Consider the following 26,699-nt stretch of genomic DNA (forward strand, 5'->3'; position numbering starts at 1 on the left):
TCATCAACGCAGCCACTGGACACATACCATGTACCGCTGTGCCTCCACCCTCGCCGCCTTTGCGGCTGCCACGGTCTGCATCTCTGCTGAAGCCCAGGTGCACCGCCAGTTCCCAGCCCATGCACTGCGTGGCGAACTGGTCGTCCTGCAGACACCCGATGCCACGCTGAATGGCCGCGCCGCCAAGCTCGCGCCCGGCGCTCGCATTCGTAGCGACAACAACATCTTGCTCACACCCGCCAGCATCGCCGGACAGAAGCTGTCCGTGCATTACACGGTGGAAGCTGTGAGCGGCATGCTGCTGGACGTGTGGGTGCTCAACGCTGCCGAACTGGCCAACAAGACCTGGCCCCGGACCGCGCAGGAAGCAGCCACTTGGGCCTTCGATGCCGGCACGCAGACCTGGCTAAAGCGCTGACCGCGACGGAGACCGAGATGAGCAGTAACGAGGCCCAAATGAAGAAGGTTTACATCAAGACCTTCGGCTGCCAGATGAACGAGTACGACTCGGACAAGATGGCCGATGTACTGGGCGCTGCCCAGGGTTACGAAAAGACCGACGACCCGGAAGCAGCCGACCTGATCCTCTTCAATACCTGCTCGGTGCGCGAGAAAGCGCAGGAGAAGGTGTTCTCCGACCTAGGCCGCGTCAAGCACCTGAAGGAAAAGGGCGTGCTGATCGGCGTTGGCGGTTGCGTGGCCTCTCAAGAAGGCGCCGCCATCATCGAGCGCGCGCCCTATGTGGACGTGGTGTTCGGCCCGCAGACCCTGCACCGCCTGCCGCAGATGCTGGCCGCGCGCCAGGAGCAACGCCGCCCGCAGGTGGACATCAGCTTCCCGGAGATCGAGAAGTTCGACAATCTGCCGCCGGCCAAGGTGGAAGGCGCCAGCGCCTTTGTCTCCATCATGGAAGGCTGCTCCAAGTACTGCAGCTACTGCGTGGTGCCCTATACGCGCGGCGACGAAGTCTCGCGCCCCTTCGAGGACGTGCTGACCGAGATCGCCGGCCTTGCGGACCAGGGCGTCATGGAGATCAACCTGCTGGGCCAGAACGTCAATGCCTACCGCGGCAGGATGGGCGACACCAGCGAGTACGCCGACCTCGCGCTGCTGCTCGAGTACGCGGCCGAGATCCCCGGCATCCGCCGTCTGCGCTTCACCACCAGCCATCCGAACGAGTTCAGCCCGCGGCTGATCGAGGCATACGGCAAGGTGCCGCAGTTGGTGAATCATCTGCACCTGCCGGTGCAGCATGGCAGCGACCGCATCTTGATGGCGATGAAGCGCGGCTACACCGCGCTGGAATTCAAGAGCATCATCCGCAAGCTGCGCGCGATCCGTCCCGACATCCGCATCGCCAGCGACTTCATCGTTGGCTTCCCGGGAGAGACCGAGGACGACCACGCCAAGCTGATGAAGCTGGTCGAGGACGTGGGCTTCGACGCCTCCTTCAGCTTCATCTTCAGCCCGCGCCCCGGCACGCCAGCGGCGAACCTGGAAGACACGACGCCCTACGAGACCAAGGTCAACCGCCTGCAGCAGCTGCAGGCGGCGATCGAGGCCAACGCGATCCGCATCAGCGAGACCCTGGTCGGCACGACGCAGAAGATCCTCGTCACCGGCAATGCGCGCAAGGATGCTAGCGAACTGATGGGGCGCACCGAGTGCAACCGCATCGTCAACTTCAAGGGTCATCCGCGGCTGATGAACCAGCTGATCGACGTGACGATCACACAGGCCTTCGCGCACTCGCTACGCGCTGAGGTGCCGGTGACGGAAGGAGCCGAGGCAACCTCGCTCAACGCCTGAGCGTCAGGCCCCACTGGGGCAGCGCGATGGCCACAATCATCAGGCCGTAGCCAGCCATCTTGCCGTCCCGGCCCAGCAGGGCCAGCGCGGCGACGACGCCCAGGCATCCACCCAGGCCTCCCCACAGGGCCAAGCGCTTCCAGGGCAGGCTCTTCAGCTCACGCCGCCACAGCAGCTTGAGCCCCATGGCCATCAGCGCGGCGACCACCCACGCGGGTGCGAACAGGTTGACGAGGTGCCACAGTGCGTCCAGAGGGCTCATCAGCAAATTTTATAATTCGCTTATGTCTGTGTTCGCCCTCGGTCTGAACCACAACTCCGCGCCGGTGGACCTGCGTGGTCGTTTCGCGTTCTCGCTCGAGCAGCTGGCACCGACCCTGCTGGGCTTCCGCCAGCAAGTGCAGACCCGCCTGCCCAAGCGCGACCCGGCCCTGCCGGAAGCGGCGATCCTCTCGACCTGCAACCGCACCGAGCTCTATGTGGCCGGCAGCCCTGCCCTCGTGCAGCCCGCGGTGGACTGGTTGGCCGAGGTCGGCGGCGTTGGCAGCAGCGCGCTGCTCGACCATGCCTATGTGCTGGAGGGCGGCGCCGCAGCGCGCCATGCCTTCCGCGTGGCCAGCGGCCTCGACTCGATGGTGCTGGGCGAACCGCAGATCCTCGGCCAGATGAAACAGGCGGTGCAGCAGGCCGGCCACGCCGGCACGCTGGGCACCACGCTGCATCAGCTCTTCCAGCGCAGCTTCTCGGTCGCCAAGGAAGTACGCAGCTCCACCGAGATCGGCGCGCATTCGATCAGCATGGCTGCGGCCTCGGTGCGCCTGGCCGCGCAGCTGTTCGAGGATCTTGCCACCATCAAGGTGCTGTTCGTCGGTGCCGGCGAGATGATCGAGCTGGTCGCCACGCACTTCGCCGCCAAGACGCCCAGGCACATGGCGGTGGCCAACCGCACGCTGGAGCGCGGCGAGAAGCTGGCCGGGCGCCTCGGCGCCGAGGCGATCCGCCTGTCCGACCTGCCGCAGCGCCTGCATGAGTTCGATGCCGTCGTGTCCTGCACCGCCTCCAGCCTGCCGCTGATCGGCCTGGGCGCGGTGGAGCGCGCGCTGAAGACCCGCCGCCACCGCCCCATGTTCATGGTCGACCTGGCGGTGCCGCGCGATATCGAGCCCGAGGTCGCGCAGCTCGACGATGTCTACCTCTACACCGTCGACGACCTCTCGGCGCTGGTGCAGACCGCCGGCGAAAAGCGCCAGGCCGCGGTGCAGCAGGCCGAGGCCATCGTCGAGGCGGGTGTGCAGAGCTTCGTGCACTGGCTGGGCCAGCGCCACACCGTGCCGCTGATCCAGGCCTTGCATGCCCAGGCCGAGGATTGGCGCGAGCACGAGATCGCCCGCGCCCGCAAGCTGCTCGCCCGTGGCGAGGACCTGGACACCGCGCTCGAGGCATTGGCCAAGGGCCTGACACAGAAAATGTTGCACGGCGCGCTGGCCGAGTTGCATGCCGCCGACGGCGAACAGCGCGTGCAGCTGGCGCAGACGGTCTCGCGCCTGTTCCTGCGCAACAGTCCCCGCGATCCGGCCGAGCATTAGCGACGACGGCATCCCAGCCCTGCCGCGCGGCGCGCCATCTGCTGCCGCCCCGTTCCTGCTCACCGGACCGCCTGCATGAAAGACTCGCTGCGCCAGCAATTCGAACGCCTCGCCCTGCGCCTGGCCGAGCTGGACACCACACTGGCCGACGGCCAAGTCGCCGCGGACATGAAGCGTTATCGAGCGCTGACCAAGGAACAGTCCGAGGTCTCCGGTCTGGTCGAGCGCTACCGCCGCTACCAGCAGCGCGAGGCCGACCTGGCCGCGGCGCGAGAGCTGCTCGCCGACCCGGAGATGGCCGAGATGGCCCGCGAGGAGATCGCCGCCGCCGAGGCCGACATCGCCCGCCTGCACGAGGAGCTGCAGCTGGCGCTGCTGCCCAAGGATCCCGACGACGAGCGCCCAGCCTTCCTGGAAATCCGCGCCGGCACCGGCGGCGACGAGTCGGCACTGTTCGCCGGCGATCTGGCGCGCATGTACATGCGCTTCGCCGAGAGCCAGGGATGGAAGACCGAGATCCTCTCGGCCAACGAGTCGGACCTCGGCGGCTACAAGGAACTGGTGCTGCGCATCGAGGGCGACAAGGTCTATGGCCTGCTCAAGTTCGAGTCCGGCGGTCACCGCGTGCAGCGCGTGCCGGCCACCGAGAGCCAAGGCCGCATCCACACCAGCGCCTGCACCGTGGCGGTGATGCCCGAGCCCGACGAGGCCGAGGAGATCCAGCTCAACCCGGCCGAACTGCGCATCGACACCTTCCGCGCCAGCGGTGCCGGCGGCCAGCACGTCAACAAGACCGACTCGGCGATCCGTATCACCCACCTGCCCACCGGCCTGGTCGCCGAGTGCCAGGACGACCGCAGCCAGCACCGCAACAAGGCCAAGGCCATGGCCGTGCTGGCCGCGCGACTGCGAGACAAGGACAAGAACGAGCGCGCCGCCAAGGAGGCCGCACAGCGCAAGAGCCTGATCGGCAGCGGCGACCGCAGCGACCGCATCCGCACCTACAACTTCCCGCAGGGCCGGCTCACCGATCACCGCATCAACCTGACGCTCTACAAGCTCGGCGCGATCATGGACGGCGATCTCGGCGACGTGATCCAGGCCCTGCAGGCCGCACAGGCGGCCGAGCAGCTGGCCACGCTGGAAGGCCGCTGATGAGCGATTCGGGAGCCGCGGCGCTGCCGGCCGATGTCGGCACGGCGATGGCCCATGCCCGCGCCCAGGGCGTGGACCGGCTCGATGCGCAGCTGCTGCTCGGCGCGCTGCTGGGTCAATCGCGCAGCTGGCTGATGATCCACGACGAAGCGCCACTGACGCCGGAGCAGGCGCAGCGCTTCGCCGCCTGGATCGCGCAGCGGCGCGACGCGGTGCCGATCGCCTACCTGCTCGGCGAGAAGGAATTCCACGGCCTGACGCTGCAGGTCAACGAACACACGCTGGTACCGCGCCCCGATACCGAGACGCTGGTGGACTGGGCGCTGGAGCTGCTGGCCGCCAGCGGGCTGCCCCAGCCGGCGGTGATCGACCTCGGCACCGGCAGCGGCGCGATCGCGCTGGCGATCAAGCAGCGCCACCCAGCCGCGCAGCTCGAGGCGCTGGACCTCAACGAAGGCGCGCTGGCGGTGGCGCGCGCCAATGCCCAACGGCTCGGGCTGGCGGTGCATTTCCACCAGGGCAGCTGGTGGGAGCCGCTGGCCGGCCGGTGCTTCGACCTGATCGTCAGCAACCCGCCCTATATCGCCGGCGACGACCCGCACCTGCCGGCGCTTCGCCACGAACCCCGGCAAGCCCTGACCCCGGAAGGTAACGGTTTGTCCGCGCTGCAAACGCTGATCGACGGTGCGCCGGCGCATCTGCGCGCTGGCGGCTGGCTGCTGCTGGAGCATGGCTACGACCAGGCCGAGCCGGTGGCACAGGCGCTGGCCGTGGCAGGTTTCACGGACATCGCCTGTCGCCTTGATCTGGGCGGCCAGCCGCGTGTCAGCGGTGGGCGCTGGCCAGGCCCCACGAATGGACGGGCAGGCGCCTAGAAAGCCCCAACAGCGCGTCGTTTCTCTTACACATCCTTGCGCCATGGCGGCGCTGCAGGCGTAGTATCAATCGGACCAGCCAGCCCGGCTCGTCGGGCTGGCATGCTGTCCCGAGGAGCTTGTCATGGTCCGCATCGCTCGTCACCTCGCCTGCCGTCACCCCGCCGCCCCGCGCCTTGTCGTGCTTGGGGCCACCGCTCTGCTCTCGGCCGCCTTGCTCACGCTGGCCAAGCCAGCCGTGGCCGAAGGGATCAGGCTGAGCCCCGACGATGCTGCCGAGCTGCGCTGGCAGGCGCGGGTGCAGCTGAGCAGCCTGGACCGCAGCGCCGGTTCACGCTTGCTGAGCGCCAATGTTCTCGGCGACTACTACCTCACCAGCTCCGGTCTCGGCCAGAACGTGCGTGGCGGCCTGCGCGCCACCGGCGGCGTGATGCTGGGCGCGGCCTCACTGGCGCAGAGCAGTGGCGGCCTGGCGCTGGGCAACAGCTCGCTGGCGCGCCATCAGGCGCTGAGCTTCGGGCAGCGCCAGCTGAGCCTCGGGGGGCTGGGCGGCGAGCAGGAACCGAACCAGAGTTCCGCCTATCTGGGCATCGGCTATACCGGTCAGTCGCTGCGCGGCGGCTGGGGATTCAGCGCCGACCTGGGCCTGCGCCTGGGCCGCAATGCACTGCAGCCCACACTGGAAGACACGCTGATGGAGCTGCGCCTGCGTCCGGTGCTGCACTTCGGACTGAGCTACAGCTACTGAACGCTCCAGCCTCTGCTGCCAGTTCGCGCAATAGACCCACATCGGGATGGTTGCCGGGCCTCGCCGATAATGCGCACTTGCGACGCAGACACGCGTCGCGCCCCCTTCCGCAGTGCATTCCTCAGCCAGGCAAACCGATATGAACGAAGTCCAGCAGCGCATCGACGATATGGTCAAAGGCAACCGCGTCATGCTGTTCATGAAGGGCACGGCCCAGTTCCCGATGTGCGGCTTCTCCGGCCGCGCCGTGCAGATCCTGAAGGCCTGCGGCGTCACTGACCTGAAGACCTTCAATGTGCTGGAGGACGAGGCTGTCCGCCAGGGCATCAAGGACTACGCCAACTGGCCGACCATCCCCCAGCTCTACGTCAACGGTGAGTTCGTCGGCGGCTCGGACATCATGATGGAGATGTACGAGTCGGGCGAGCTGCAGCAGCTGCTCGCCGCCTGAGAATGAGCGCGAGCAGCCGGCAGCGCCTCGTCGTCGGCGTCACCGGCGCCACCGGCGCGGCCTATGCGCTGCGCCTGCTGCGTCGCTCGCGCGAGCTCGGGGTCGAGACGCATCTGATCGTCACGCCGGCCGGCGTGCTCAACGTGCATCACGAACTGGGCCTCGATCGCCAGACCTTCGAGCACGAGGCCAGCGCCGCCTACTCGCCTGCCGACGTGGGCGCCTGCGTGGCCAGCGGCAGCTTCGCCACCGCGGCGATGATCGTCGCGCCCTGCTCGATGAAGAGCCTCGCCGCGATCGCCCATGGTTTCGGCGACAACCTGCTGACCCGCGCCGCGGACGTGACGCTCAAGGAGCGCCGCCGCCTGGTGCTGATGGTGCGCGAGACACCGCTGAACCTGGCGCATCTGCGCAATATGACGGCCGCCACCGAGATGGGCGCGATCGTCTTCCCGCCGCTGCCAGCCTTCTATCACCGGCCCAGCAGCATCGAAGAACTGGTCAACGAGAGCGCCGAGCGGGCGCTGGAACTGGCCGGTGTCGCTGGCGCGTCGCCCAAGGCCTGGGAAGGCCTGCGCAACTGAGCCTCACCCCGCAAGCGTACGCCCGGGGCTGTCCGAGCGATGCCCGAGGGTCCGGCTCCGCCAGCCCTACGGGCTTGCCCCCTTGAGGGGGCGGCCGCAGGCCGTTGGGTGTGGGCTAACTCTCCCCCGGCATCAGCCAGTTGCGACGGTTCGCGAACACCGCGTTCGGATATTCGGGCCGGCCGCGACTACCGTTGTAGCGCCCCAGTGCCATGAACATGTCGCCACGCTCAATGTCGAGATAGTGGCGCAGGATCACGCAGCCGAAGCGCAGATTGGTCTGCATATGGAAGAGGTGCGGTGCATGGCCGTCGCCGATCAGCTTGGCCCAGAACGGCATCACTTGCATATAGCCGCGCGCGCCGGCGCTGCTGATCGCGTACTTGCGAAAGCCGCTTTCCACCTGGATCAGACCCAACACCAGGCTGGGCTCCAGCCCGGCGCGCTTGCTCTCATACCAGACAGTCTCCAGGAACTCGATGCGCGTGATCGCTTCCGACATGCGCGACTTGAGCCGCTCGCTCATCGTGCCCAGCCAGCGCAGATAGGCCAGACGCTCATCGGTGCTGTCGAAGCGCGGCTTGGGCGGCGCACTCTGCCGTACCGCGGCCGATAGCGCCGAGCGCACCGCATCGGCCAGCGGCTCCTCGATTTGCCTGCCGGCGCGCGCCGGCAGCACTGGCGCCGCCAGGGCCGCCAGCAACAGCGCGCGGCGGGCGATCCCTGCGCTGCTCAAAGCCCGAGCTTGCCCTTCAGATGGGCGAGCACATCGGCCAGCGCCAGCTTGGTGGCCGCGCTGTCGCGGCGGCCCTGGTACTCGACCTGACCCTCCTTGAGTCCGCGGTCGGACAGCACCACGCGGTGCGGCACGCCGATCAGCTCCCAGTCGGCGAACATCGCTCCGGGGCGCTCGCCGCGGTCGTCGAGCAGCACATCCACGCCCAGCGCGAGCAGCTCTTCGTAGAGCTTGGTCGCGGCGGCCTTGACCTCTTCGTTGCGGTCCATGCCGATCGGGCAGATCGCCAGCGTGAACGGCGCGATGCTGTCGGGCCAGATGATGCCGCGCTCGTCATGGTTCTGCTCGATGGCCGCGCCGAGGATGCGCGTCACGCCGATGCCGTAGCAGCCCATCTGCATCAGCTGCGGCTTGCCGGTCTCGTCCAGGAAGGTGGCATTCATGGACTTGGAGTACTTGGTGCCGAGGAAGAACACATGGCCAACCTCGATGCCGCGCTGGATCGCGAGCACGCCCTTGCCGTCCGGCGAGGGATCGCCGACGACGACATTGCGGATGTCGGCCACCACATCGGGCTCCGGCAGGTCGCGGCCCCAGTTCACGCCGGTGATGTGGAAGTCAGCCTCGTTGGCGCCGCAGACGAAATCGGCCATGTTCGCCACGGTGCGGTCGGCAACGACCTTCACCGGCTTCTTCAGGCCGATCGGACCCAGGTAGCCGGGCTTGCAGCCGAAGTGCTCCTCGATCTCGGCGACGGTGGCGAAGCGGAAGCCGCCCTTCAGGCCCTCGACCTTGCCGGCCTTGACCTCGTTGAGATCGTGATCGCCGCGCACCAGCAGCAGCCAGACGGTGCTCTTCTTGATCACGCCCTGTTCGTCGAGTTCGTCGGTGGCCAGCACCAGCGACTTCACCGTCTGCTGCAGCGGCAGGCCCAGCAACTCGGCGACATCGGCACAGGTGCTCTTGCCCGGTGTGGGCGTCTTCGTCAGCGCCTGCGTGGCTGCAGCGCGGCTGGGCAGCAGCGACAGCGCCTCGGCCAGCTCGATATTGGCCGCGTAATCGCTGGTCGGGCAGTAGACGATCGCGTCCTCGCCGGTGTCGGCGATGACCTGGAACTCGTGCGACAGGTCGCCGCCGATGGCGCCAGTGTCGGCAGCCACCGCGCGGTACTCCAGGCCGAAGCGGTCGAAGATGCGCTTGTAGGCCTCGAACATGGCCTGATAGCTCTTGCTCGCGCCGGCCTCATCGCGGTCGAAGGAGTAGGCGTCCTTCATCGTGAACTCGCGGCCGCGCATCACGCCAAAGCGCGGCCGGCGCTCGTCGCGGAACTTGGTCTGGATGTGATAAAAGTTCTTCGGCAGCTGCTTGTAGGAGCGCAGCTCCTGGCGCGCGATGTCCGTCACCACCTCTTCCGAGGTCGGCTGGATGATGAAGTCGCGCTCATGGCGGTCCTTCACCCGCAGCAGCTCGGGGCCCATCTTCTCGAAGCGTCCGGTCTCCTGCCACAGCTCGGCCGGCTGCACGACAGGCATCAGCAGCTCGACGGCGCCGGCGCGGTTCATTTCCTCGCGGATGATGGCCTCCACCTTGCGGATCACGCGCAGGCCCATCGGCATGTAGTTGTAGATGCCCGCGCCCAGGCGCTTGATCATGCCGGCACGCATCATCAGCTTGTGGCTGACCACTTCGGCGTCGGCGGGGGCTTCTTTCAGCGTGGAGATGAAGAACTGGCTGGCTTTCATGGGAATGCAGGAGCAACGGAACACCGCGGCATCCGACCTTGGCCGGAGCGGCTGGCGTCCTGAGGGTTAGCGAGGGTGCCACCCGGCGGGGGCCCCAATGCAATAATCAATCCAACTATAGATTCGAGGTTGATTATGCTCGACCGTGAAGGCTTCCGCCCCAACGTCGGCATCATCCTGCTCAACCACAGGAACGAGGTGTTCTGGGGCAAGCGCCTGCGCACCCATTCCTGGCAGTTCCCGCAAGGGGGCATCAAGCACGGCGAGACGCCCGAGCAGGCGATGTACCGCGAGCTCCACGAGGAAGTGGGCTTGCACGCCGAACATGTGCGCATCATTGCGCGCACTCGTGACTGGCTGCGCTATGAGGTGCCCGAGCACTTCATCCGCCGCGACGCGCGCGGCCACTACAAAGGCCAGAAGCAGATCTGGTTCCTGCTGCAGCTCATTGGGCGCGACTCGGACATGAACCTGCGCGCCACCGACCATCCGGAATTCGATGCCTGGCGCTGGAGCGAGTACTGGGTGCCGCTGGAGTCGGTGATCGAGTTCAAGCGGGGCGTCTACCAGATGGCACTGACCGAGCTGGCGCGCTACCTGCCGCGCCAGAACCAGCACAACCGTTATCTGCGTGCCGGCATGCGGCCTCAGCAGCATCGTATGGACGGACCGCTGCGGCAGGGCGACGACCGGCCCGCCCCGGAGGGCGAGCCGGCGAGCGGCGGAGCGGACGGCCAGTAGTTTGGGAAGGCTTCGCTAGAAGCTCGTACTCGCTCGGGCAAATGAGGTCTGCGCACCAGACCACGTCGCTGCGCGACATGAGCTTCGCTGCGATTTGGTACTTGCTTAAGCGAGCACCAGGTTGTCCCGGTGGATCAGCTCGGGCTCGGCCGCATAGCCGAGCACACGCTCGAACTCGTTCGAGGGCTTGCGCGCGATCAGACGCGCTTCAGCACTGGAGTAGTTGGTCAGGCCGCGAGCCAGCTCGCCACCAGTCGCATCGCGCACGGCGATCACGTCACCACGGTGGAACTCGCCTTGGACCTCGAGGACGCCAATGGGCAACAGGCTCTTGCCTTCGTCGAGCAGCTTGGCCGCAGCGCCGGCATCGACGACGACGGCACCACGCATCTGCAGATGATCGGCCATCCACTGCTTGCGCGCCGCCAGCTTCGCAGTGCTCGCGCGCAGCGCGGTACCAATGGACTCGCCTGCCGCCAGGCGCAGCAGCACGTCAGGCTCACGTCCCCAGGCGATCACTGTGCTTGCACCGGAGCCTGCCGCGCGCTTGGCAGCAAGGATCTTGGTCAGCATGCCGCCGCGACCGATGGAAGAGCCGGCACCGCCGGCCATGGCTTCCAGTTCGGGCGTGCCGGCGATCGCTTCGTCGATGAAACGTGCGTCGGGGTTCTTTCGCGGATCAGCGGAATACAGGCCGCGCTGGTCGGTCAGGATCACCAGCGCATCAGCCTCGACCAGGTTGGCGACCAGCGCGCCCAGCGTGTCGTTGTCGCCGAACTTGATCTCGTCGTTGACGACCGTGTCGTTCTCATTGATCACTGGCAGCACGCCGTGATGCAGCAGCGTCAGCAGCGTCGAGCGCGCGTTGAGATAGCGCTCGCGGTCGGCCAGGTCGGCGTGCGTCAACAGCACCTGTGCACTGCGCATGCCATGCTCGCGCAGCTTGGTCTCGTACATCTGTACCAGGCCCATCTGCCCGACGGCCGCAGCAGCCTGCAGTTCGTGCAGTTCCTTGGGCCGCACGGCCCAGCCCAGCCGCTTCATGCCTTCGGCAATCGCGCCGCTGGAAACCATCACCACCTGGCGACCATCGGCTGCCAGTGCGGCGAGCTGACGGCACCAGTTGCCGATGGCCTCGGCATCGACACCGCGCCCCTCGTCGGTAACCAGACTGGAGCCGACCTTGACGACGATGCGTCGTGCGTCCTCGAGAACACCCCTCATGATCTTGTCAGCTCTTGCCTTCGACCTGCTGTGCGTCGCCATCGGCCGACGAGAAGCGCACATCCGGCTCCACATGGTGGCGCTGTTCGGCGGCAACATGCTCATAGATCGCCTGAATCAATGGCTGGCAGCCCTCGCGCGTCAGCGCCGAGATCTCAAACACCGGCCCCTTCCACTTGAAGCGCTTGACGAAGTCCTTCACGCGCGCGGCTCGCTCCTCGGCCGGCACCATGTCCAGCTTGTTGAGAACCAGCCAACGCGGCTTGTCGTAGAGCGACTGGTCGTACTTCTTCAGCTCCTTGACGATGGCCTTGGCCTCGGCGACCGGGTCGACATTCGGGTCGAAGGGCGCCAGGTCAACCACATGAAGGAGCAGCCGCGTACGCTGCAGATGGCGCAGGAACTGGTGCCCCAAACCGGCGCCTTCCGCGGCGCCTTCAATCAGGCCGGGAATGTCCGCGACGACAAAGCTCTTCTCAGGAGCGACACGCACCACCCCCAGGTTGGGATGGAGCGTCGTGAACGGGTAGTCGGCGATCTTGGGCCGCGCATTGGAAATCGCGGCGATCAGCGTGGACTTGCCGGCGTTAGGCTGCCCAAGCAGGCCCACATCGGCCAGCACGCGCAGCTCCAGCTTGAGCTTCTTCGCCTCGCCGGGCCAGCCGGGAGTCTTCTGCCGCGGCGCGCGGTTCGTACTGCTCTTGAAGTGCAGATTGCCGAAGCCGCCATCGCCACCCTTGGCGAGCAGCACCTTGACGCCCGGCTCCAGCAATTCGGCGATGACCGTGTCAGTCTCGAGGTCGCGCACGATGGTGCCGACCGGCATGCGGAGCACGATGTCGTCGGCCGCCGCGCCATACTGGTCGGAGCCACGCCCCGCTTCGCCGTTGCGTGCCTCGTGGCGCCGTGCGTAGCGGTAATCGATCAGCGTATTGAGGTTGAGGTCAGCGACGGCATAGACGCTGCCGCCGCGACCACCGTCGCCTCCGTCCGGGCCACCAAAGGGGATGAACTTCTCGCGCCGGAAGCTCGCGCAACCGGCGCCGCCATTACCGGCCACGATGTCGATGGTGGCTTCGTCTACGAACTTCATGTCTTGTCGCTCTGCGCTCGCGCCTGGATAGGCGATGGTAAGTCACGGCCAGCCCCATGGGGCCTGCGCCGGCGCAGCCTGCAAAGCAAAAGCCCCGGCGTACCGGGGCTTGCTGCATTCGTCTCGCCGGACGGTCGGCTGCTGCCCTCCGTCGGCGATTCAGGTCTGTGATGTGTCGTGATGACGATCAGACCGGGGTGACAACCACTGTCGAACGGTTCTGCTCACCCTTGGTGGTGAAGGACACCGTGCCGTCAACCAATGCGAACAGCGTGTGATCCTTGCCCATGCCGACATTGGTGCCAGCGTGGAAACGGGTGCCGCGCTGACGCACGATGATGGAACCGGCCGGGACGGTCTGACCGCCGAAGACCTTCACGCCCAGCATTTTGGGCTTGGAGTCGCGGCCGTTCCGCGTGGAACCGCCGCCTTTTTTCTGTGCCATGGATTAGCTCCTTGAACTATTGGCGAAAGCAGGACTTAGGCGTTCACCGCGCTGATGGACAGCTCGGTGTAGCACTGGCGATGACCCTGACTCTTCTTGTAGTGCTTGCGACGACGCAGCTTGAAGATGCGCACCTTGTCGTGCTTGCCATGCGCCACCACAGTGGCCTTGACGCTTGCGCCAGCAACCAAGGGAGTGCCGACCTTCAGCTCAGCGCCGTTACCCACGGCGAGAACTTGATCCAGCACGATCTCTTGGCCAACGTCCGCAGCAATCTGTTCTACCTTGATCTTTTCGCCAGCAGCAACTTTGTATTGCTTGCCGCCGGTTTTTACGACCGCGTACATATCAGCCCTTTCTATGCTCGAACCCTGCGCCAGCAAAGCCACGACACAAGGCAAAACTCCATGCACCCAAGCGCACGGAGCCCGAAACTATAGCACATACAACGCCGGACCCAAAGCAGTCAGGAACAATGCAGGCGGACGAGCGGCCCTGCAATGACCAGCAGCCTGCGTTCGGCTGGAGGCGAATGCCTATTTCTATAATCAGCACTTCTCCAACAAGTGAGCTGAGTGTGCACGCTGCCTCCGCCTCGTCCCCCTCCCCTGTCGCCGAGGCGCTCGCCAAGCTGGCCGAAGAAATGCGCGAGGTCGACGCCGTCATCGGCCAACGCCTGAGCTCGGAAGTCGCACTCATCAACCAGATCGCGGGATACATCGTCCATGCGGGCGGCAAGCGCATGCGCCCGAAGCTCGTGCTGCTCTTCGCGAACGCGCTCGGCTTCTCTTCGGCCGAGCGATTTGAGCTGGCAGCCGTGGTCGAGTTCATCCACACGGCGACATTGCTGCATGACGATGTGGTCGACGAGTCGTCAATGCGTCGCGGCAAGAAGACCGCCAATGCACTGTTCGGCAATGCTGCGAGCGTGCTCGTCGGAGACTTCCTGTATTCGCGCGCCTTCCAGATGATGGTCTCGGTGAACGCGATGCGCGTGCTCGAGGTGCTGGCCGATGCGACCAACGTGATCGCTGAGGGCGAGGTGCTGCAGCTGATGAACATGCACGATCCCGACATCACCGTCGAGAACTATCTACGCGTCATCCGCTTCAAAACAGCCAAGCTCTTCGAGGCCAGCGCGAGACTCGGCGCGGTGCTGGCCGGGAGTGGCAGCGAGATCGAAGAGGCCTGCGCAACCTATGGTCGAGCACTGGGCACGGCCTTCCAGCTGATCGACGACGTGCTCGACTACGAGGGTGATCCCGCCGCGCTCGGCAAGAACGTCGGCGACGATCTGCGCGAAGGCAAGCCCACGCTACCGCTGCTGGTAGCGATGGAGCGCGGTAGCGACGCCGAGCGCGCCCTGATACGGCACGCGATCGAACACGGCGAGGTCGAGCGCCTCAACGAGATCGTGGACATCGTGCGCCGCACCGGCGCACTGGATGCGACGCGCACTGTGGCGCGCGCCGAAGCGGAACGAGCTAGAGCAGCAATTGATTTGCTGCCCGCTTCTATTTGGCGCGAAGCTCTGCTAGAATTTTGTGCTCAGTCGGTTGAACGCTCTTTTTGAGCCAAAACCAGACGACTGAATCCGCGGGCCCTTGAGTTCTTCAAGCGCTGCCTGCAATCGGGGTGTAGCTTAGCCTGGTAGAGCGCTACGTTCGGGACGTAGAGGCCGGAGGTTCGAATCCTCTCACCCCGACCAACTTTCCTTATTGACCGATCCGCATCGCGCACGTCACTTGCTGCGCGCTTGTGCTTGACCGACGCCCCGCAGTGGCAATCCGCTAAGCTGGCTTCGTGTCCTCCCCTCGACTAGTCATCGTCACGCCGACCCTCGCCAGCGCCAACTCAGGCAACTGGCATACAGCTCGTCGCTGGGCTCAGTTCCTATCAGCGCGGTATCAGGTGCACATTACCGACCACTGGGTCGCGGGCAGCGAGCAGCTGATGATCGCGCTGCATGCCCTCAAGTCCGCGGCGTCGATGCAGGCCTGGCGCACACACCATCCTGACCGCCCCTTAGTCCTCGCGCTGACCGGCACCGACCTCTATGGTCAGAGCAACGCCGACGCTGCGATGCAGCAGTCGATCAACTTGGCCGATCGGCTCATCGTGCTGAACCGCTGCGCCCTCGCTGCCCTGCCAGAAGATGTTCGCAGCAAGACAACGCTTTGCCTGCCGTCCTGCCCCGAGCGACAGACTCGTCGCAAGACTTCGCGCCATCTGCGTGTGCTTATGGCGGGTCATCTGCGCGCCGAGAAGTCGCCGCGCACCTACTTCGACGCAGTCCGCCTGCTGCAGCATCGCAAGGACATCCTCTTCGACCACATCGGCGCGGCGCTGGACCCGGCACTCGGCGCCGAAGCCAGAGCACTCGCCCAAGATTGCCCGAGCTACCGCTGGCTTGGACCGCTGCCTCACGAGCGGGCGCGGGCGCGCATACAAGCGGCGCATGTGCTCGTGCATCCGAGCCGCCTGGAGGGTGGCGCCACGGTGATCGTGGAGGCGATCCGTAGCGGCACGCCAGTGATCGCATCGCACATTGCCGGCAATGTCGGGCTGCTGGGTGAGCACTATGCGGGCTATGTCGCCTGCGACGATGCGCAAGAACTTGCCCGCGCGATCAGCCGAGCACGAGACGAGCCGGCCTACCTTGATCAGCTTCAAAGCGAATGTACCCAGTTGGCAACACAGTTCGACCCTGCCCATGAGCGTGCTGCGCTGCTAAGCTTGGTCGCGTCGATACTCGGCGCACCCGGGGAAAGCCCTGCGGGCGCAGTCGTCTGACATCGCCGGATACTTGCTGTCCAGGGTGGGCTCGACGCACCCGCGATGCGGAGTCAGCGCGCCGCAAGCCGAAGAGGAATGGCGTCTGGCCGGCCGCCCGCGTGGCGGCGCAATGTTCGACCCGCGCCCCAGTAATCCGTCGCTCACAACAGAGGAGACCTCATGATCAAGACTAGACTGCTGATACCGCTGGCCCTGCTTGCCGGCTTCTCCGGCGCCCAGGCGCAGGATGTCAACCTGGCCCGTAATCTCGCCGCCACCTGCGCCAATTGCCATGGCACCAACGGCATCGCCAAGGGCGAGATGAAGTCATTGGCAGGCCGTCCTGCCGCCGAACTCATCCAACTCATGAACGAGTTCCGCAGTGGCGCACGCCCTGCGACCATCATGCATCAGATCAGCAAGGGCTACACCGACGAGCAGGTTCGTCTGGTGGCTGGCTTCTTCGCCGCACAACCCGCCGCCAAGTGAGGAGACAAGCGATGACACAAGAAACCGGACTCAATCGCCGTCACCTTCTCGCGGCGGGCGCCCTGCTCGCAGCGGCCGGCCTGCCGGGTTGCGCCAGCCTGGGCAGCGGACCTTCCATCGGCCGCGTGCTCATCATCGGCGGCGGCTTTGGCGGAGCGACCGCAGCGCGCTACCTGAAGCTCTGGGGTGGCAATGTGGACGTCACCCTGGTCGAGCGCAACACCAGCTTCGTTTCCTGCCCGATCTCCAACCTGGTTCTAGGCGGGCACAAGCAGATGAACGACATCACGCGAGGCTACGACGGCCTGCGCGCCATGGGCGTCAAGATAGTCCAGGGTGAGGTGGCGCGCATCGACGCTGTAGGCAAGAGGGTGCGCCTCGCCGATGGTAGTGAGCTGAGCTACGACCGCCTCGTGCTCTCGCCCGGCATCGATTTCATGTTCGAGCAAGTCGGCGGACTGAAGGCTGCCGTCGATGCCGGCCAGGTTCAGCACAGCTGGAAGGCCGGCCCGCAGACTGTCGCCCTGCGCCGCCAGCTCGAAGCCATGCCGGATGGTGGCGTGTTCGCGATGAGCATTCCCAAGGTGCCCTACCGCTGCCCCCCTGGCCCCTACGAGCGCGCCTGCATGGTGGCCAGCTATCTGAAGCAGCACAAGCCGAAGTCCAAGGTGCTGGTGCTCGACGCCAATGCGGAGATCCAGTCAAAGAAGGCCTTGTTCGAGCGCGCCTTCAAGCAGCACTATGACGGCCTCCTGGAATACCGGCCGAACGCAGAACTCAAGGAAGTTGCCAACGGCGGCAAGCTGGCCAAGCTCGAGTTCGAGGATGTCAAGGCTGATGTGCTGAACGTGATTCCGCCGCAGCGCGCCGCCGATCTGGCCATGTCGGCCGGACTCGTCAACATGAACAACCGCTGGGTTGGAGTCAACTGGTTGACGATGGAGTCGACCGCGGCGCCTGGCATTCACGTGCTGGGCGATGCCACCTTCTCGGCGCCGGCCATGCCCAAGTCGGGCCACATGGCCAACCAGCATGCCAAGGTGGCCGCAGCAGCGATCATCCAGTTGCTCAAGGGCGAACCGGTGAGTGCCACGCCGGTGGTGATGAACACCTGCTACAGCTTCGTCACCGCCCGCGACGTGGTGCATGTGGCGTCGGTGCACCAGTACGACGCTGCCGAGAAGACCTTCAAGACCGTTCCCGGCTCGGGCGGCGTCTCTGCGGCAGCCAACCAGCTGGAAGGCGGCTACGCGCTGTCATGGGCCCAGAACATCTGGAACGACATGCTGGGCTGAGCCCGGACCGAGGGCAAGCCCTGCGGCTTGCCCGACACCGGGCGAAAGTCCGAGCGCCTTTGAGCGCGAGAGCTGAGAGAGAACCCGAGGCGGCGCCAGAGTGCGCCGCCTCTTCTTTTCCTCAGTTCAGCCCGCTCGCATAGGCGGAAACCGCCTTGATCTCCAGTTCGCTGAGCTTGCTCGCGATGCTGTGCATCACCGCGTTGTCGTTGTTGCGCTCGCGCTTATTGAACTGGCGCAGCTGCGTCTCGATGTACTGGGCATGCTGCCCCGCCAGGCGGGGCAAATGCTCGTTGCCGAGCCCCTGGGCGCCGTGGCAGCTGGCGCAGGAGGCAACACCGCTGAAGGGATTGCCGCGCTGGAAGATGAAGCGGCCCACCTGGGCCAATTCGGCATCCTCCACCGCGTGCGGCTGTACCGGGCGCGAGGCGAAGTAGCGTCCAAGCAACTGGAAGTCGGACGCCGTTAGCCCTTCAACCATCGGCTGCATGGTCGTGCTCTTGCGCCGACCTGACTGGTAGTCGCCGAGCTGCCTCGCCACGTAGACGGCGTGCTGCCCTGCCAGCCGCGGGAACACCGGGCTAGAGCTCTCGCCGTCGACGCCGTGGCAAAGAAAGCACTTGCCCTGCACGATTTCCTCGACCCGCGCCAGCTCGGCTGCACCAAGGCCCTGCGCATTGGCTCCCATGGCCGCCGCAAGCAGACCGCCCATCACCGCAAATCGCATCATCTTCACCCCCATCTCCACGTCTCATCCGTCCAGGCGGCGCCGAGAATGATGGCCGGCGCCCATGAATATTAGCCGAGCCGGATATTGCGGAGCTTACAGACCTAGGGCAGACCGCGATCGAGGCAGCAGAGTGCAGCCTAGACGCATCAGCCTGCTGTAACCGGATGCAGCATTCGTGCGCCGTACCACGGACCGCGCAGGTGGCCGGGTAGGCCTCGGTTTACAGTGTGGGATGCTTGGGCCATCATGCCCCGCCAGCGCGCGCATCGGTGAGCCGCTCGGGATGGCCGGTACCGTCGAATCTATGCAAGTGGACAACTCTCTGAGCGAGCCAGCGCAATCCACGCTTTCGGGCGTGGCTCGCGTGCTCGTCAATGCTGGCAAGCTGCAGGCCAAGGTCGCAGAGGACTTGGTGCGGCAGGCCAGGGAGAAAAAGACCGGCTTCGTGCCGACGGCGGTCGCGGCCGGCGCGATCTCGGCGGTCGACCTCGCCCACACCCTGTCCACCGCGCTGGCCCTGCCGCTGCTCGATCTCAACGCGCTCGATACGCAGCGCCTGCCGACCAACATCATCGACGCCAAGCTGGCGCTGCAGTACCAGGTCGTGGCCCTCGGCCGTCGGGGCAACCGGCTGTTCATCGGCGCGGCGGACCCCACCGACCAGGAGGTCGTCGAGCGCATCAAGTTCACGACCCAGCTAGCACCGGAGTGGGTCATCGTCGAGCACGACAAGCTCGCCAAGCTGCTGGCAGGCAGCGGCGTCAATGCAAGCGAAGCGCTGGAGGCCATCGCCGGCGGCGACTTCGACTTCGACATCGCCGAAGAGGATGCCGGCACCACGCAGGAAGCTGCCGACATGTCGGAGGTGGAAGACGCGCCGGTGGTGCGCTTCCTGCAGAAGATGCTCATCGACGCGATCAATATGCGCGCGTCCGACCTGCACTTCGAGCCCTACGAGTACAACTACCGCGTGCGCTTCCGTATCGACGGCGAGTTGCGCGAAATCACCCAGCCACCGGTGGCGATCAAGGACAAGCTGGCCTCGCGCATCAAGGTCATTTCGCGCATGGACATCGCCGAGCGCCGCGTGCCGCAGGACGGGCGCATGAAGCTCAAGTTCGGCGCCAAGGCGATCGACTTCCGTGTCAGCACGCTGCCCACGCTGTTCGGCGAGAAGATCGTCATCCGTATCCTCGACCCCTCGTCCGCCAAGCTCGGCATCGATGCCCTGGGCTACGAGAAGATCGAGAAGGAGCGCCTGCTGGCCTGCATTCACCGCCCCTACGGCATGATTCTGGTCACCGGGCCGACCGGCTCGGGCAAGACGGTTTCGCTCTATACCTGCCTGAACATCCTCAATCAGCCGGGCGTCAATATCTCGACTGTCGAGGATCCAGCCGAAATCAACCTGCCGGGCATCAACCAGGTCAACGTCAACGACAAGGCCGGCTTGACCTTTGCTGCGGCGCTGAAGGCCTTCCTGCGCCAGGATCCGGACGTGATCATGGTCGGCGAGATCCGCGACCTGGAAACGGCGGATATCGCCATCAAGGCGGCGCAGACCGGCCATATGGTGATGAGCACGCTGCACACCAACGACGCGCCCACCACGCTGACGCGCCTGCTCAATATGGGCGTGGCGCCGTTCAACATCGCCTCCAGCGTGCTGCTGATCACCGCACAGCGCCTGGCGCGCCGCCTGTGCGAGAACTGCAAGACACCGGCCGACTATCCCCACGACGCGCTGCTGCGCGCCGGCTTCGCCGAAGAGGACCTCGACGGCAGTTGGAAGCCTTACCGCGCGGTCGGCTGTTCGAGTTGCAACAACGGGTATCGCGGCCGCGTGGGCCTTTACCAAGTGATGCCGGTGAGCGAGGCGATCCAGCGCATCATCCTGTCGCAAGGCACGGCGATGGACATCGCCGCTCAGGCGCGCTCGGATGGTGTGCGTGACCTGCGCCAATCGGGCCTGGTCAAGGTCAGGGCCGGCGTGACGACACTCGAAGAAGTGCTATCTGCAACCAATGAATAAGTGCCAGCAGCCGGGCCGCGGCACCCCGAACTCAAGCAGGCCGCCAGCGGCCCCGCAGGCAATCCCCAGGAGGTGATATGGCGACAAGCGCGAGCGCCAAGGGCGTGAAGGACTTCGTATTCGAGTGGGAAGGCAAGGACCGCAACGGCAAGATCGTGCGCGGCGAGATCCGTGCCGGTGGCGAAGCGATGGTCAGCGCCCAGCTGCGCCGCCAGGGCATCCTGGTCAGCAAGGTCAAGAAGCGCCGCGTCAGCGGCGGCAAGGCCATCAAGCAGAAGGACATCGCGGTTTTCACACGCCAGTTGGCGACGATGATGCGCGCCGGCGTGCCGCTGCTGCAGTCCTTCGACATCGTCGCCCGCGGCAGCACCAACCCGCGTCTGACCCGGCTGCTCAACGACATCCGTCAGGATGTCGAGACGGGTACCAGCCTGTCATCGGCCTTCCGCAAGCATCCGATGTACTTCGATGCGCTGTACTGCAACCTGGTCGAGGCCGGCGAAGCGGGCGGTATCCTCGAAGCCCTGCTGGATCGCCTGGCGATCTATCAGGAGAAGACGGTCGCGATCAAGAACAAGATCAAGTCCGCGCTGACCTACCCGATCGCGGTGATGGTGGTCGCCTTCGTCGTCGTGGCGGTGATCATGATCTTCGTGGTGCCGGCCTTCAAGGATGTGTTCACCTCCTTCGGCGCCGACCTGCCGGCGCCGACGCTGGCGGTGATCGCGATGTCGGAGTTCTTCGTCGCCTGGTGGTGGGCGATCTTCGGCTTCATCGGCGGCGGCCTGTACTTCTTCATTCAGTCCTGGAAGCGTTCCGAGAAGATGCAAAAGGCGATGGACCGGCTGCTGCTGAAGCTGCCAGTCTTCGGCGACCTGCTCTACAAGTCCGCGGTAGCGCGATGGACGCGCACGCTGGCCACCATGTTCGCCGCCGGCGTGCCGCTGGTCGAGGCGCTGGATTCGGTGGGTGGCGCATCCGGCAATGCCGTGTTCGCCGAGGCGACCGAGAAGATCCAGCGCGAGGTCTCCACCGGCTCGGCGCTGACTACCTCGATGCAGGGCACCGCCATCTTCCCGACCATGGTGCTGCAGATGGCCTCGATCGGCGAGGAATCCGGCTCGCTTGACCACATGCTGTCCAAGGCCGCCGAGTTCTACGAGGACGAGGTGGACGAGGCGGTGAAGGCGCTGTCCAGCCTGATGGAGCCCTTCATCATCGTGATCCTGGGCACGATCATCGGCGGCATCGTCGTCTCGATGTACCTGCCCATCTTCAAGCTCGGCCAGGTGGTCTGAGCCTTCGCGCAAGAACATGACGCTCGACTTCGATTGGTTGCTCACCCCTTGGGGACTGGGCTTGCTGGGCCTGTGCATCGGCAGTTTCCTCAACGTGCTGGTCCACCGCCTGCCGCGCATCATGGAGCGGCAGTGGATGGCCGATGCATCGATGCAACTGGCTGACATCGATGCACTGCAGCGCAGCGCATCAATGCCCAAGGCACAGGCGGAGAAGCTGTCCATCATGGCCGGGGACCTGGCCAAGCATCTTGAACAGCAGCCCCGCCTGGGCATCGCCAGGCCGCGCTCGCGCTGCCCGCAGTGCGGTCACCAGATCGCCTGGCACGAGAACCTGCCGCTGCTGGGCTGGCTGCGTCTGGGCGGGCGCTGCTCGTCGTGCAAGACGCGCATTTCCGCACGCTACCCGCTGGTAGAGCTGAGCACCGGCCTGCTGTTCGCGGCAATCGGCTGGCGCTTCGGCGCCGTGCCGGCGGCGCTGCTGTGGTGCGGCTTCGCTGCCGCGCTGCTGACGCTGGCGCTGATCGACTGGGACACCACCTTGTTGCCGGACTCGATCAACCAGCCCCTGCTCTGGGCCGGCCTGCTGGCCGCGCTGCTGGGCTGGACCATTCCCTTGAACCAGGCGCTCATGGGTGCCCTGGTGGGCTACCTGTCGCTGTGGTCGGTGTACTGGCTGTTCAAGCTGACCACCGGCAAGGAAGGCATGGGCTATGGCGACTTCAAGCTGCTCGCGGCGCTGGGCGCCTGGCTCGGATGGCAGATGGTGCTGCCCATCGTGCTCGGCGCCTCGGTGTTGGGCGCCGTGGTGGGCATCGCGATGAAGCTCTCCGCCAGCCTGCGTGAAGGCCGCTACGTGCCCTTCGGACCCTTCCTCGCCGGCGGCGGCCTGGTGGTGATGTTCGCCGGCACCGAGCGCGTGCTCGGCTGGCTGGGCTGGGCATGAGCTCTCCGCGGCCGCCGCTGCTCGTCGGGCTGACCGGCGGCATCGGCAGCGGCAAGAGCACGGTCGCAGCCGGCCTGCAGCAGGTCGGTGCGACCATCATCGATGCCGATGCGATCTCGCGTGAGCTGACCGCGACTGGCGGCGCCGCGCTGCCCGCGATCGCTGCTGCCTTCGGCGACGGCGCGATCGCGGCCGATGGCGCACTGGACCGCACGCATATGCGCGCACTGGTGTTCGCCGACCCCGACGCGCGCCACCGTCTCGAAGCCATCCTGCACCCGATGATCTCTGCCGAGACCGAGCGACGCGCCGCTGCCGCCGTCGCGGCTGGCAGCGACATGATCGTCTTCGACGTACCCCTGCTCGTCGAATCCGGCCGCTGGCGGCAGCGTGTGCATCGCGTGCTCGTGGTGGACTGCGAGGAAGACACGCAGATCACTCGCGTGATGCGACGCTCCGGCTGGTCACGCGGCGCGGTGGAGGCGGTGCTGGCCCAGCAGGCCTCGCGCGCGCAGCGTCGTGCCGCAGCCGACGCCGTGCTCTACAACGAGGACTGCAGTGTCGAACTGCTGCATGAGCAAGTCCTGGCCCTCGCAACCCACTGGCGAAATCGCGCGAACTGAGGGCAAGGCCCAGGCTGGCAGGCCACAGGCTGTGGAACAATCGCGGCAGGGCGCGAGACAGCGCCCACACCCAAGCTCACCGACGAGGAAAGGCCGCCTTGGTCCTCTACGAATACCCGTTCAACGAGAGCATTCGCACGATGCTCCGGCTGGAACACCTGTTCGATCGTTTGGGGCAGCTGATCCCGCGTGAAACGCCGCTGGATCACCATTTCGCCCTCGTCACACTGTTCGAGATCATGGACGTCGCCTCGCGCGCCGACCTGAAGTCGGACCTGCTGAAGGAGTTGGAGCGCCACAAGGCCCAGCTCAACAGCTATCGCGGCAATCCGGCCATCTCCGAGGCCGTGCTTGACGAGGTGATCCAGCGCATCGATCGCGCCTATGCCGGGCTGAATCAGGTCAGCGGCAAGGCTGGCCAGGCGCTCGCCGCCAACGACTGGCTGATGAGCATACGCAGCCGCATCAGCATCCCCGGCGGCACCTGCGAGTTCGACCTGCCCGCCTACTATGCCTGGCAGCAGTTCCTGCCGGCACGCCGGCGCAACGATCTGATGCAGTGGACGCAGACGCTCACGCCGATGGGCGAGGCGCTGGGCGTGCTGCTCGGCCTGCTGCGCGACTCCGGCTCGCCGCACAAGGTCGTCGCGCAGAACGGCCAATACCAGCAGAGCCTGCCGCAGGGGCGCACCTACCAGCTGCTGCGCCTGCGCATCGACCCCAGCCTGGGGCTGATTCCGGAGATCAGCGGCCACCGGCTGATGGTCTCGATCCGCCTGATGCGTCAGGACGAGGAAGGCCGGCTCAAGCTCGCGCCACAGGACGCCAGCTTCGAGCTGACCCTGTGCACATGAGCGTGCCGCCCAAGCCGGCAGGCGCTGCGGCGCCGGTTCAGACAGCCACACGCACGGTGCGCTGCCCGACCTGCGGCGGCGACAGCGTCTATGCCCCCAGCAATCCCTGGCGCCCCTTCTGCAGCGAGCGCTGCCGACAGATCGACCTGGGCGCTTGGGCCAGCGAGAGCTTCCGCGTCGAGGCCACGCCGCCCAGCGACGATCCCGAGCTAGCCCAGTAGACCGCGCCGCCGCAGCGCCTCCGCCGCGGCCTCCGGCGTCGTGAAGAGCTCGGCCTGCCAGCCCAAGCCAAGCGCGGCCTCGATGTTCGCGGGATGGTCGTCGAGGAACAGGCAGCTCGCCGGCTCGACACCGAAGCACTCGATGGCCAGCCGGAACACTTCCGGCCTCGGCTTGGAGTGCTTCACGCGGCCGGAAAACACCCCCGCCTCGAACCACCGCGCCAGCGGGTAGTGCTGCTCCAGATAGTCCGCATAGGGCTCGGGCATGTTAGACAGGTAGAAGAGCCGGTGGCCGGCGGCCTGCAGCGCCTCGATCAGCGCCACCGTGCCGGGGACCGGCTGCAACTCGTCGGGCACCGCATGCAGCACCTGCGCCACCTCCTCGCGAGGCCAGCCAGTGCGCGCGCTGATGCGGGCGATGGTCTCCTCGGCGCCGGCCAGGCCCTGGTCGAAAGCGCCCCAGTCGCCGCTGTAGTTCTGGAAGAACTCGGCCGCCACGACCTTGCCGCGCTGCAGATCGGGGACGCGATGCGGCCAGACGCGCGCCAGAAAGCTGGGCGGGTGCCAGCGGAACACCACGCCGCCGAAGTCGAAGACGATATTCATCCGTGCTGTCTGATCTGTTCGAGCAGGCCGGCCGTCGACGCGTCCAGCCCTGCAGTGTCGCCGCTGTCCAGGCGGGGCAGCAGCGCCTGGCACAGGCTCTTGCCCAGCTCCACGCCCCATTGGTCGAAGCTGTTGATGCCCCACAGCGCGCCGCTGACGAAGACCCGGTGCTCGTACAGCGCAATCAGCGCGCCCAGCGAGCGCGGCGTCAGCTGATCCAGCAGCAGCGTCGTGCTGGGGCGGTTGCCAGGGAAGCTGCGCTGCCGGGCCAGCGCCAGCGGGGACATGGTTCCCGAGGTGCCGGCCCGCTGCTCCTGCAAGGCCTGCTCCACCGTCTTGCCGACCATCAACGCCTGCGACTGCGCCAGGCAGTTGGCCAGCAGTTTGCGATGCTGGTCCTGCAGCCGCTCCGCCAGTTCGCCCGCCACATGGCTGCCGTGCAGCGGCCGGCGCACGGCGATGAATTCCACCGGCACCACGTCCGTGCCCTGGTGCAGCATCTGAAAGAAGGCATGCTGGCCGTTGGTGCCCGGCTCGCCCCAGACCACCGGGCTGCTGCCGAACGGCAAGACCTGACCCTCGCGGTCCGCATGCTTGCCGTTGCTCTCCATCTCGAGCTGCTGGAGATAGGCCGGCAGACGCCGCAGGCCCTGGTGGTAGGGCGCGATGCAGCGGCTGCTGAAGCCATGGAAGTTGCGGTACCAGACGTCCAGCAGCCCCAGCAGCACCGGCGCATTGCCCGCGAGCGGTGCGCTGCGGAAGTGCGCGTCCATCGCATGCGCGCCGGCGAGCAGGGCACGGAAGTTCTCGGCGCCGATCGCGATCGCAATCGGCAGGCCGATCACCGACCACAGCGAGTAGCGTCCCCCCACCCAGTCCCAGAAGCCGAAGGTGGTGGCAATGCCGAAGGCTGCCGCCGCCTGCGCATTGCTGGTGGTCGCGACGAAATGCCCAGCCACATCCTGCCCGCCACGCTGTAGGTACCAGTCGCGCGCGGTGGTCGCGTTGGCCAGCGTCTCCTGCGTGGTGAAGGTCTTGGAGGCGATGACGAACAGCGTGCGCTCCGGCTCCAGCCGCGCGAGCAGCGGGGCGAGGTCATGCCCGTCGACGTTGGAGACGAAATGCAGCTGCTGCCCAGCTTGGCACCAGCGGTCGCCCGCGCTCTGCAGCGCAGCCACCACCATGGCTGGGCCTAGGTCGCTGCCGCCGATGCCGATGTGCACGATGTCGCGGATGCCGCTGCTTGCCGCATCGCGCACCTGCTCGGCGAAGTCCAGCATGCGCGCCAGCGAGGCTTGCACCTCTTCGCTGAACGGCGCCTCGCCGGCCGGCGCGCGCAGTGCGGTGTGCAGCACCGCCCGGCCCTCGCTGCGGTTGATCGGCTCGCCCGCGAACATCGCATCGCGCTGCGACTCGATCGCGCAGTCGCGCGCCAGCTGCAGCAGCAACCCCAGCGTCGGCGCATCGAGCAGGTTCTTGGACAGGTCGACGAACACCTCGGGCGCCTGCAGCGACAGCGCAGCGAAACGCTGCCCATCGCTGGCGAAGGCGGAGCGCAGGTCGAAGTTGCGACCTGCGGCCTCATAGTGGGCCTGCAGTGCCGGCCAGGTCGCCGTGCGATCGCAGCGCTGTGCATCCATG

The 26,699-nt window shown here is 66.3% G+C and carries 29 protein-coding genes and 1 tRNA gene; 20 read left to right on the forward strand and 10 right to left on the reverse strand.

Annotated elements, in window-relative coordinates; all coding sequences use genetic code 11:
- Window positions 1-28 precede the first annotated feature (28 nt).
- Together AC2EBS_RS13830 and miaB are read left to right on the forward strand one after the other, a co-directional pair.
- A complete protein-coding gene (locus AC2EBS_RS13830) occupies window positions 29-418 on the forward strand; it encodes a hypothetical protein (protein ID WP_484729000.1) in 390 nt (129 codons plus the stop codon).
- Between the two features lie 38 nt (window positions 419-456).
- Window positions 457-1,809, forward strand: a complete 1,353-nt coding sequence (gene miaB / locus AC2EBS_RS13835; RefSeq protein WP_484729001.1) for a tRNA (N6-isopentenyl adenosine(37)-C2)-methylthiotransferase MiaB — start codon at window positions 457-459, stop codon at window positions 1,807-1,809.
- Here the strand turns inward: miaB and AC2EBS_RS13840 are convergent.
- Window positions 1,799-2,071, reverse strand: coding sequence for a hypothetical protein (locus AC2EBS_RS13840; protein WP_484729002.1), 273 nt, complete (start codon window positions 2,069-2,071; stop codon window positions 1,799-1,801). The two genes, miaB and AC2EBS_RS13840, sit on opposite strands and share 11 nt — an antisense overlap.
- Window positions 2,072-2,093: 22 nt before the next feature.
- Between AC2EBS_RS13840 and hemA the strand changes: the two genes are divergently transcribed.
- The 6 genes from hemA to AC2EBS_RS13870 all read left to right on the forward strand — a co-directional run bounded on the left by hemA (window position 2,094) and on the right by AC2EBS_RS13870 (window position 7,208).
- Window positions 2,094-3,395, forward strand: coding sequence for a glutamyl-tRNA reductase (gene hemA, locus AC2EBS_RS13845; protein WP_484729003.1), 1,302 nt, complete (start codon window positions 2,094-2,096; stop codon window positions 3,393-3,395).
- Between the two features lie 75 nt (window positions 3,396-3,470).
- Window positions 3,471-4,550: a peptide chain release factor 1 gene (gene prfA / locus AC2EBS_RS13850; RefSeq protein ID WP_484729004.1), complete on the forward strand. Its 1,080-nt coding sequence runs from the start codon at window positions 3,471-3,473 to the stop codon at window positions 4,548-4,550.
- On the forward strand, window positions 4,550-5,425 hold the full coding sequence (gene prmC, locus AC2EBS_RS13855) for a peptide chain release factor N(5)-glutamine methyltransferase (RefSeq protein ID WP_484729005.1): 876 nt from the start codon (window positions 4,550-4,552) through the stop codon (window positions 5,423-5,425). Before prfA ends, prmC begins: the two co-directional genes overlap by 1 nt.
- 124 nt (window positions 5,426-5,549) lie before the next feature.
- Window positions 5,550-6,173, forward strand: coding sequence for a hypothetical protein (locus AC2EBS_RS13860; RefSeq protein WP_484729006.1), 624 nt, complete (start codon window positions 5,550-5,552; stop codon window positions 6,171-6,173).
- Window positions 6,174-6,312: 139 nt separating this feature from the next.
- On the forward strand, window positions 6,313-6,624 hold the full coding sequence (gene grxD, locus AC2EBS_RS13865; protein ID WP_484729007.1) for a Grx4 family monothiol glutaredoxin: 312 nt from the start codon (window positions 6,313-6,315) through the stop codon (window positions 6,622-6,624).
- A 2-nt stretch (window positions 6,625-6,626) separates the two neighbouring features.
- The gene (locus tag AC2EBS_RS13870; protein WP_484729008.1) at window positions 6,627-7,208 is read left to right on the forward strand and encodes a UbiX family flavin prenyltransferase; all 582 of its coding nucleotides are present in this window, start codon (window positions 6,627-6,629) and stop codon (window positions 7,206-7,208) included.
- A 115-nt stretch (window positions 7,209-7,323) separates the two neighbouring features.
- Here the strand turns inward: AC2EBS_RS13870 and AC2EBS_RS13875 are convergent, their stop codons facing one another.
- On the reverse strand, window positions 7,324-7,944 hold the full coding sequence (locus AC2EBS_RS13875; RefSeq protein WP_484729009.1) for a lytic transglycosylase domain-containing protein: 621 nt from the start codon (window positions 7,942-7,944) through the stop codon (window positions 7,324-7,326).
- Window positions 7,941-9,686 (reverse strand): proline--tRNA ligase, encoded by a 1,746-nt coding sequence (locus tag AC2EBS_RS13880; RefSeq protein WP_484729010.1) that lies wholly within the window; start codon window positions 9,684-9,686, stop codon window positions 7,941-7,943. The genes AC2EBS_RS13875 and AC2EBS_RS13880 overlap by 4 nt, the downstream gene beginning before the upstream one ends.
- A 135-nt stretch (window positions 9,687-9,821) precedes the next feature.
- Here AC2EBS_RS13880 and AC2EBS_RS13885 point away from each other — a divergent pair, with 135 nt between their 5' ends.
- Window positions 9,822-10,427: an RNA pyrophosphohydrolase gene (locus AC2EBS_RS13885; protein WP_484729011.1), complete on the forward strand. Its 606-nt coding sequence runs from the start codon at window positions 9,822-9,824 to the stop codon at window positions 10,425-10,427.
- Between the two features lie 105 nt (window positions 10,428-10,532).
- Here AC2EBS_RS13885 and proB read toward each other — a convergent pair whose 3' ends face one another.
- The 4 genes from proB to rplU all read right to left on the reverse strand — a co-directional run bounded on the left by proB (window position 10,533) and on the right by rplU (window position 13,536).
- Window positions 10,533-11,651 carry a glutamate 5-kinase gene (gene proB / locus AC2EBS_RS13890; protein ID WP_484729012.1) on the reverse strand — a complete coding sequence of 373 codons (1,119 nt, stop codon included), beginning with the start codon at window positions 11,649-11,651 and terminating at the stop codon, window positions 10,533-10,535.
- A 7-nt stretch (window positions 11,652-11,658) separates the two neighbouring features.
- Window positions 11,659-12,744: an Obg family GTPase CgtA gene (cgtA, locus tag AC2EBS_RS13895; RefSeq protein ID WP_484729013.1), complete on the reverse strand. Its 1,086-nt coding sequence runs from the start codon at window positions 12,742-12,744 to the stop codon at window positions 11,659-11,661.
- A gap of 187 nt (window positions 12,745-12,931) precedes the next feature.
- On the reverse strand, window positions 12,932-13,189 hold the full coding sequence (gene rpmA, locus AC2EBS_RS13900) for a 50S ribosomal protein L27 (protein WP_484729014.1): 258 nt from the start codon (window positions 13,187-13,189) through the stop codon (window positions 12,932-12,934).
- Window positions 13,190-13,224: 35 nt separating this feature from the next.
- A complete protein-coding gene (gene rplU, locus AC2EBS_RS13905) occupies window positions 13,225-13,536 on the reverse strand; it encodes a 50S ribosomal protein L21 (protein ID WP_484729015.1) in 312 nt (103 codons plus the stop codon).
- A 296-nt stretch (window positions 13,537-13,832) separates the two neighbouring features.
- Here rplU and AC2EBS_RS13910 point away from each other — a divergent pair, with 296 nt between their 5' ends.
- The 5 genes from AC2EBS_RS13910 (at window position 13,833) to AC2EBS_RS13930 (ending at window position 17,748) form a co-directional block, all read left to right on the forward strand.
- The gene (locus AC2EBS_RS13910) at window positions 13,833-14,762 is read left to right on the forward strand and encodes a polyprenyl synthetase family protein (protein WP_484729146.1); all 930 of its coding nucleotides are present in this window, start codon (window positions 13,833-13,835) and stop codon (window positions 14,760-14,762) included.
- A gap of 58 nt (window positions 14,763-14,820) precedes the next feature.
- Window positions 14,821-14,897, forward strand: a tRNA-Pro gene (locus AC2EBS_RS13915).
- A gap of 95 nt (window positions 14,898-14,992) precedes the next feature.
- Window positions 14,993-15,982, forward strand: coding sequence for a selenoneine biosynthesis selenosugar synthase SenB (senB, locus tag AC2EBS_RS13920; RefSeq protein WP_484729016.1), 990 nt, complete (start codon window positions 14,993-14,995; stop codon window positions 15,980-15,982).
- 162 nt (window positions 15,983-16,144) lie between these two features.
- Window positions 16,145-16,453, forward strand: coding sequence for a c-type cytochrome (locus AC2EBS_RS13925; RefSeq protein WP_484729017.1), 309 nt, complete (start codon window positions 16,145-16,147; stop codon window positions 16,451-16,453).
- An 11-nt stretch (window positions 16,454-16,464) separates the two neighbouring features.
- A complete protein-coding gene (locus AC2EBS_RS13930; RefSeq protein ID WP_484729018.1) occupies window positions 16,465-17,748 on the forward strand; it encodes an NAD(P)/FAD-dependent oxidoreductase in 1,284 nt (427 codons plus the stop codon).
- Window positions 17,749-17,869: 121 nt separating this feature from the next.
- Here AC2EBS_RS13930 and AC2EBS_RS13935 read toward each other — a convergent pair whose 3' ends face one another.
- The gene (locus tag AC2EBS_RS13935) at window positions 17,870-18,490 is read right to left on the reverse strand and encodes a c-type cytochrome (protein ID WP_484729019.1); all 621 of its coding nucleotides are present in this window, start codon (window positions 18,488-18,490) and stop codon (window positions 17,870-17,872) included.
- 298 nt (window positions 18,491-18,788) lie between these two features.
- Between AC2EBS_RS13935 and pilB the strand changes: the two genes are divergently transcribed.
- The 6 genes from pilB to AC2EBS_RS13965 all read left to right on the forward strand — a co-directional run bounded on the left by pilB (window position 18,789) and on the right by AC2EBS_RS13965 (window position 24,452).
- Entirely contained in the window at window positions 18,789-20,510 is a 1,722-nt protein-coding gene (gene pilB / locus AC2EBS_RS13940) for a type IV-A pilus assembly ATPase PilB (RefSeq protein WP_484729020.1), read from the forward strand.
- A 77-nt stretch (window positions 20,511-20,587) separates the two neighbouring features.
- Window positions 20,588-21,808: a type II secretion system F family protein gene (locus AC2EBS_RS13945; RefSeq protein WP_484729021.1), complete on the forward strand. Its 1,221-nt coding sequence runs from the start codon at window positions 20,588-20,590 to the stop codon at window positions 21,806-21,808.
- 16 nt (window positions 21,809-21,824) lie between these two features.
- A complete protein-coding gene (locus tag AC2EBS_RS13950; RefSeq protein ID WP_484729022.1) occupies window positions 21,825-22,754 on the forward strand; it encodes a prepilin peptidase in 930 nt (309 codons plus the stop codon).
- Window positions 22,751-23,377: a dephospho-CoA kinase gene (gene coaE, locus AC2EBS_RS13955; protein WP_484729023.1), complete on the forward strand. Its 627-nt coding sequence runs from the start codon at window positions 22,751-22,753 to the stop codon at window positions 23,375-23,377. Before AC2EBS_RS13950 ends, coaE begins: the two co-directional genes overlap by 4 nt.
- A gap of 98 nt (window positions 23,378-23,475) precedes the next feature.
- Window positions 23,476-24,231, forward strand: coding sequence for a cell division protein ZapD (zapD, locus tag AC2EBS_RS13960; RefSeq protein WP_484729024.1), 756 nt, complete (start codon window positions 23,476-23,478; stop codon window positions 24,229-24,231).
- Complete coding sequence (locus tag AC2EBS_RS13965; RefSeq protein ID WP_484729025.1) at window positions 24,228-24,452, forward strand: DNA gyrase inhibitor YacG; 225 nt, start codon at window positions 24,228-24,230, stop codon at window positions 24,450-24,452. Before zapD ends, AC2EBS_RS13965 begins: the two co-directional genes overlap by 4 nt.
- Here the strand turns inward: AC2EBS_RS13965 and AC2EBS_RS13970 are convergent.
- Entirely contained in the window at window positions 24,441-25,058 is a 618-nt protein-coding gene (locus AC2EBS_RS13970) for an HAD family hydrolase (RefSeq protein ID WP_484729026.1), read from the reverse strand. The two genes, AC2EBS_RS13965 and AC2EBS_RS13970, sit on opposite strands and share 12 nt — an antisense overlap.
- Window positions 25,055-26,698 (reverse strand): glucose-6-phosphate isomerase, encoded by a 1,644-nt coding sequence (pgi, locus tag AC2EBS_RS13975; protein WP_484729027.1) that lies wholly within the window; start codon window positions 26,696-26,698, stop codon window positions 25,055-25,057. Before pgi ends, AC2EBS_RS13970 begins: the two co-directional genes overlap by 4 nt.
- Window position 26,699 lies beyond the last annotated feature (1 nt).

Source organism: Roseateles sp. T103 (genome assembly GCF_057219915.1).

Coding starts and splice junctions, on each gene's coding strand:
- pgi (WP_484729027.1), bottom strand. CDS start 26,698: ATGGATGCACAGCGCTGCGATCGCACGGCGACCTGGCCGGCACTGCAG.
- hemA (WP_484729003.1), top strand. CDS start 2,094: ATGTCTGTGTTCGCCCTCGGTCTGAACCACAACTCCGCGCCGGTGGAC.
- miaB (WP_484729001.1), top strand. CDS start 457: ATGAAGAAGGTTTACATCAAGACCTTCGGCTGCCAGATGAACGAGTAC.
- AC2EBS_RS13870 (WP_484729008.1), top strand. CDS start 6,627: ATGAGCGCGAGCAGCCGGCAGCGCCTCGTCGTCGGCGTCACCGGCGCC.
- AC2EBS_RS13860 (WP_484729006.1), top strand. CDS start 5,550: ATGGTCCGCATCGCTCGTCACCTCGCCTGCCGTCACCCCGCCGCCCCG.
- rpmA (WP_484729014.1), bottom strand. CDS start 13,189: ATGGCACAGAAAAAAGGCGGCGGTTCCACGCGGAACGGCCGCGACTCC.
- AC2EBS_RS13970 (WP_484729026.1), bottom strand. CDS start 25,058: ATGAATATCGTCTTCGACTTCGGCGGCGTGGTGTTCCGCTGGCACCCG.
- AC2EBS_RS13945 (WP_484729021.1), top strand. CDS start 20,588: ATGGCGACAAGCGCGAGCGCCAAGGGCGTGAAGGACTTCGTATTCGAG.
- AC2EBS_RS13840 (WP_484729002.1), bottom strand. CDS start 2,071: ATGAGCCCTCTGGACGCACTGTGGCACCTCGTCAACCTGTTCGCACCC.
- cgtA (WP_484729013.1), bottom strand. CDS start 12,744: ATGAAGTTCGTAGACGAAGCCACCATCGACATCGTGGCCGGTAATGGC.
- AC2EBS_RS13925 (WP_484729017.1), top strand. CDS start 16,145: ATGATCAAGACTAGACTGCTGATACCGCTGGCCCTGCTTGCCGGCTTC.
- AC2EBS_RS13880 (WP_484729010.1), bottom strand. CDS start 9,686: ATGAAAGCCAGCCAGTTCTTCATCTCCACGCTGAAAGAAGCCCCCGCC.
- AC2EBS_RS13935 (WP_484729019.1), bottom strand. CDS start 18,490: ATGGGGGTGAAGATGATGCGATTTGCGGTGATGGGCGGTCTGCTTGCG.
- AC2EBS_RS13885 (WP_484729011.1), top strand. CDS start 9,822: ATGCTCGACCGTGAAGGCTTCCGCCCCAACGTCGGCATCATCCTGCTC.
- prmC (WP_484729005.1), top strand. CDS start 4,550: ATGAGCGATTCGGGAGCCGCGGCGCTGCCGGCCGATGTCGGCACGGCG.
- prfA (WP_484729004.1), top strand. CDS start 3,471: ATGAAAGACTCGCTGCGCCAGCAATTCGAACGCCTCGCCCTGCGCCTG.
- AC2EBS_RS13950 (WP_484729022.1), top strand. CDS start 21,825: ATGACGCTCGACTTCGATTGGTTGCTCACCCCTTGGGGACTGGGCTTG.
- AC2EBS_RS13830 (WP_484729000.1), top strand. CDS start 29: ATGTACCGCTGTGCCTCCACCCTCGCCGCCTTTGCGGCTGCCACGGTC.
- rplU (WP_484729015.1), bottom strand. CDS start 13,536: ATGTACGCGGTCGTAAAAACCGGCGGCAAGCAATACAAAGTTGCTGCT.
- proB (WP_484729012.1), bottom strand. CDS start 11,651: ATGAGGGGTGTTCTCGAGGACGCACGACGCATCGTCGTCAAGGTCGGC.
- grxD (WP_484729007.1), top strand. CDS start 6,313: ATGAACGAAGTCCAGCAGCGCATCGACGATATGGTCAAAGGCAACCGC.
- coaE (WP_484729023.1), top strand. CDS start 22,751: ATGAGCTCTCCGCGGCCGCCGCTGCTCGTCGGGCTGACCGGCGGCATC.
- AC2EBS_RS13910 (WP_484729146.1), top strand. CDS start 13,833: ATGCGCGAGGTCGACGCCGTCATCGGCCAACGCCTGAGCTCGGAAGTC.
- AC2EBS_RS13930 (WP_484729018.1), top strand. CDS start 16,465: ATGACACAAGAAACCGGACTCAATCGCCGTCACCTTCTCGCGGCGGGC.
- AC2EBS_RS13965 (WP_484729025.1), top strand. CDS start 24,228: ATGAGCGTGCCGCCCAAGCCGGCAGGCGCTGCGGCGCCGGTTCAGACA.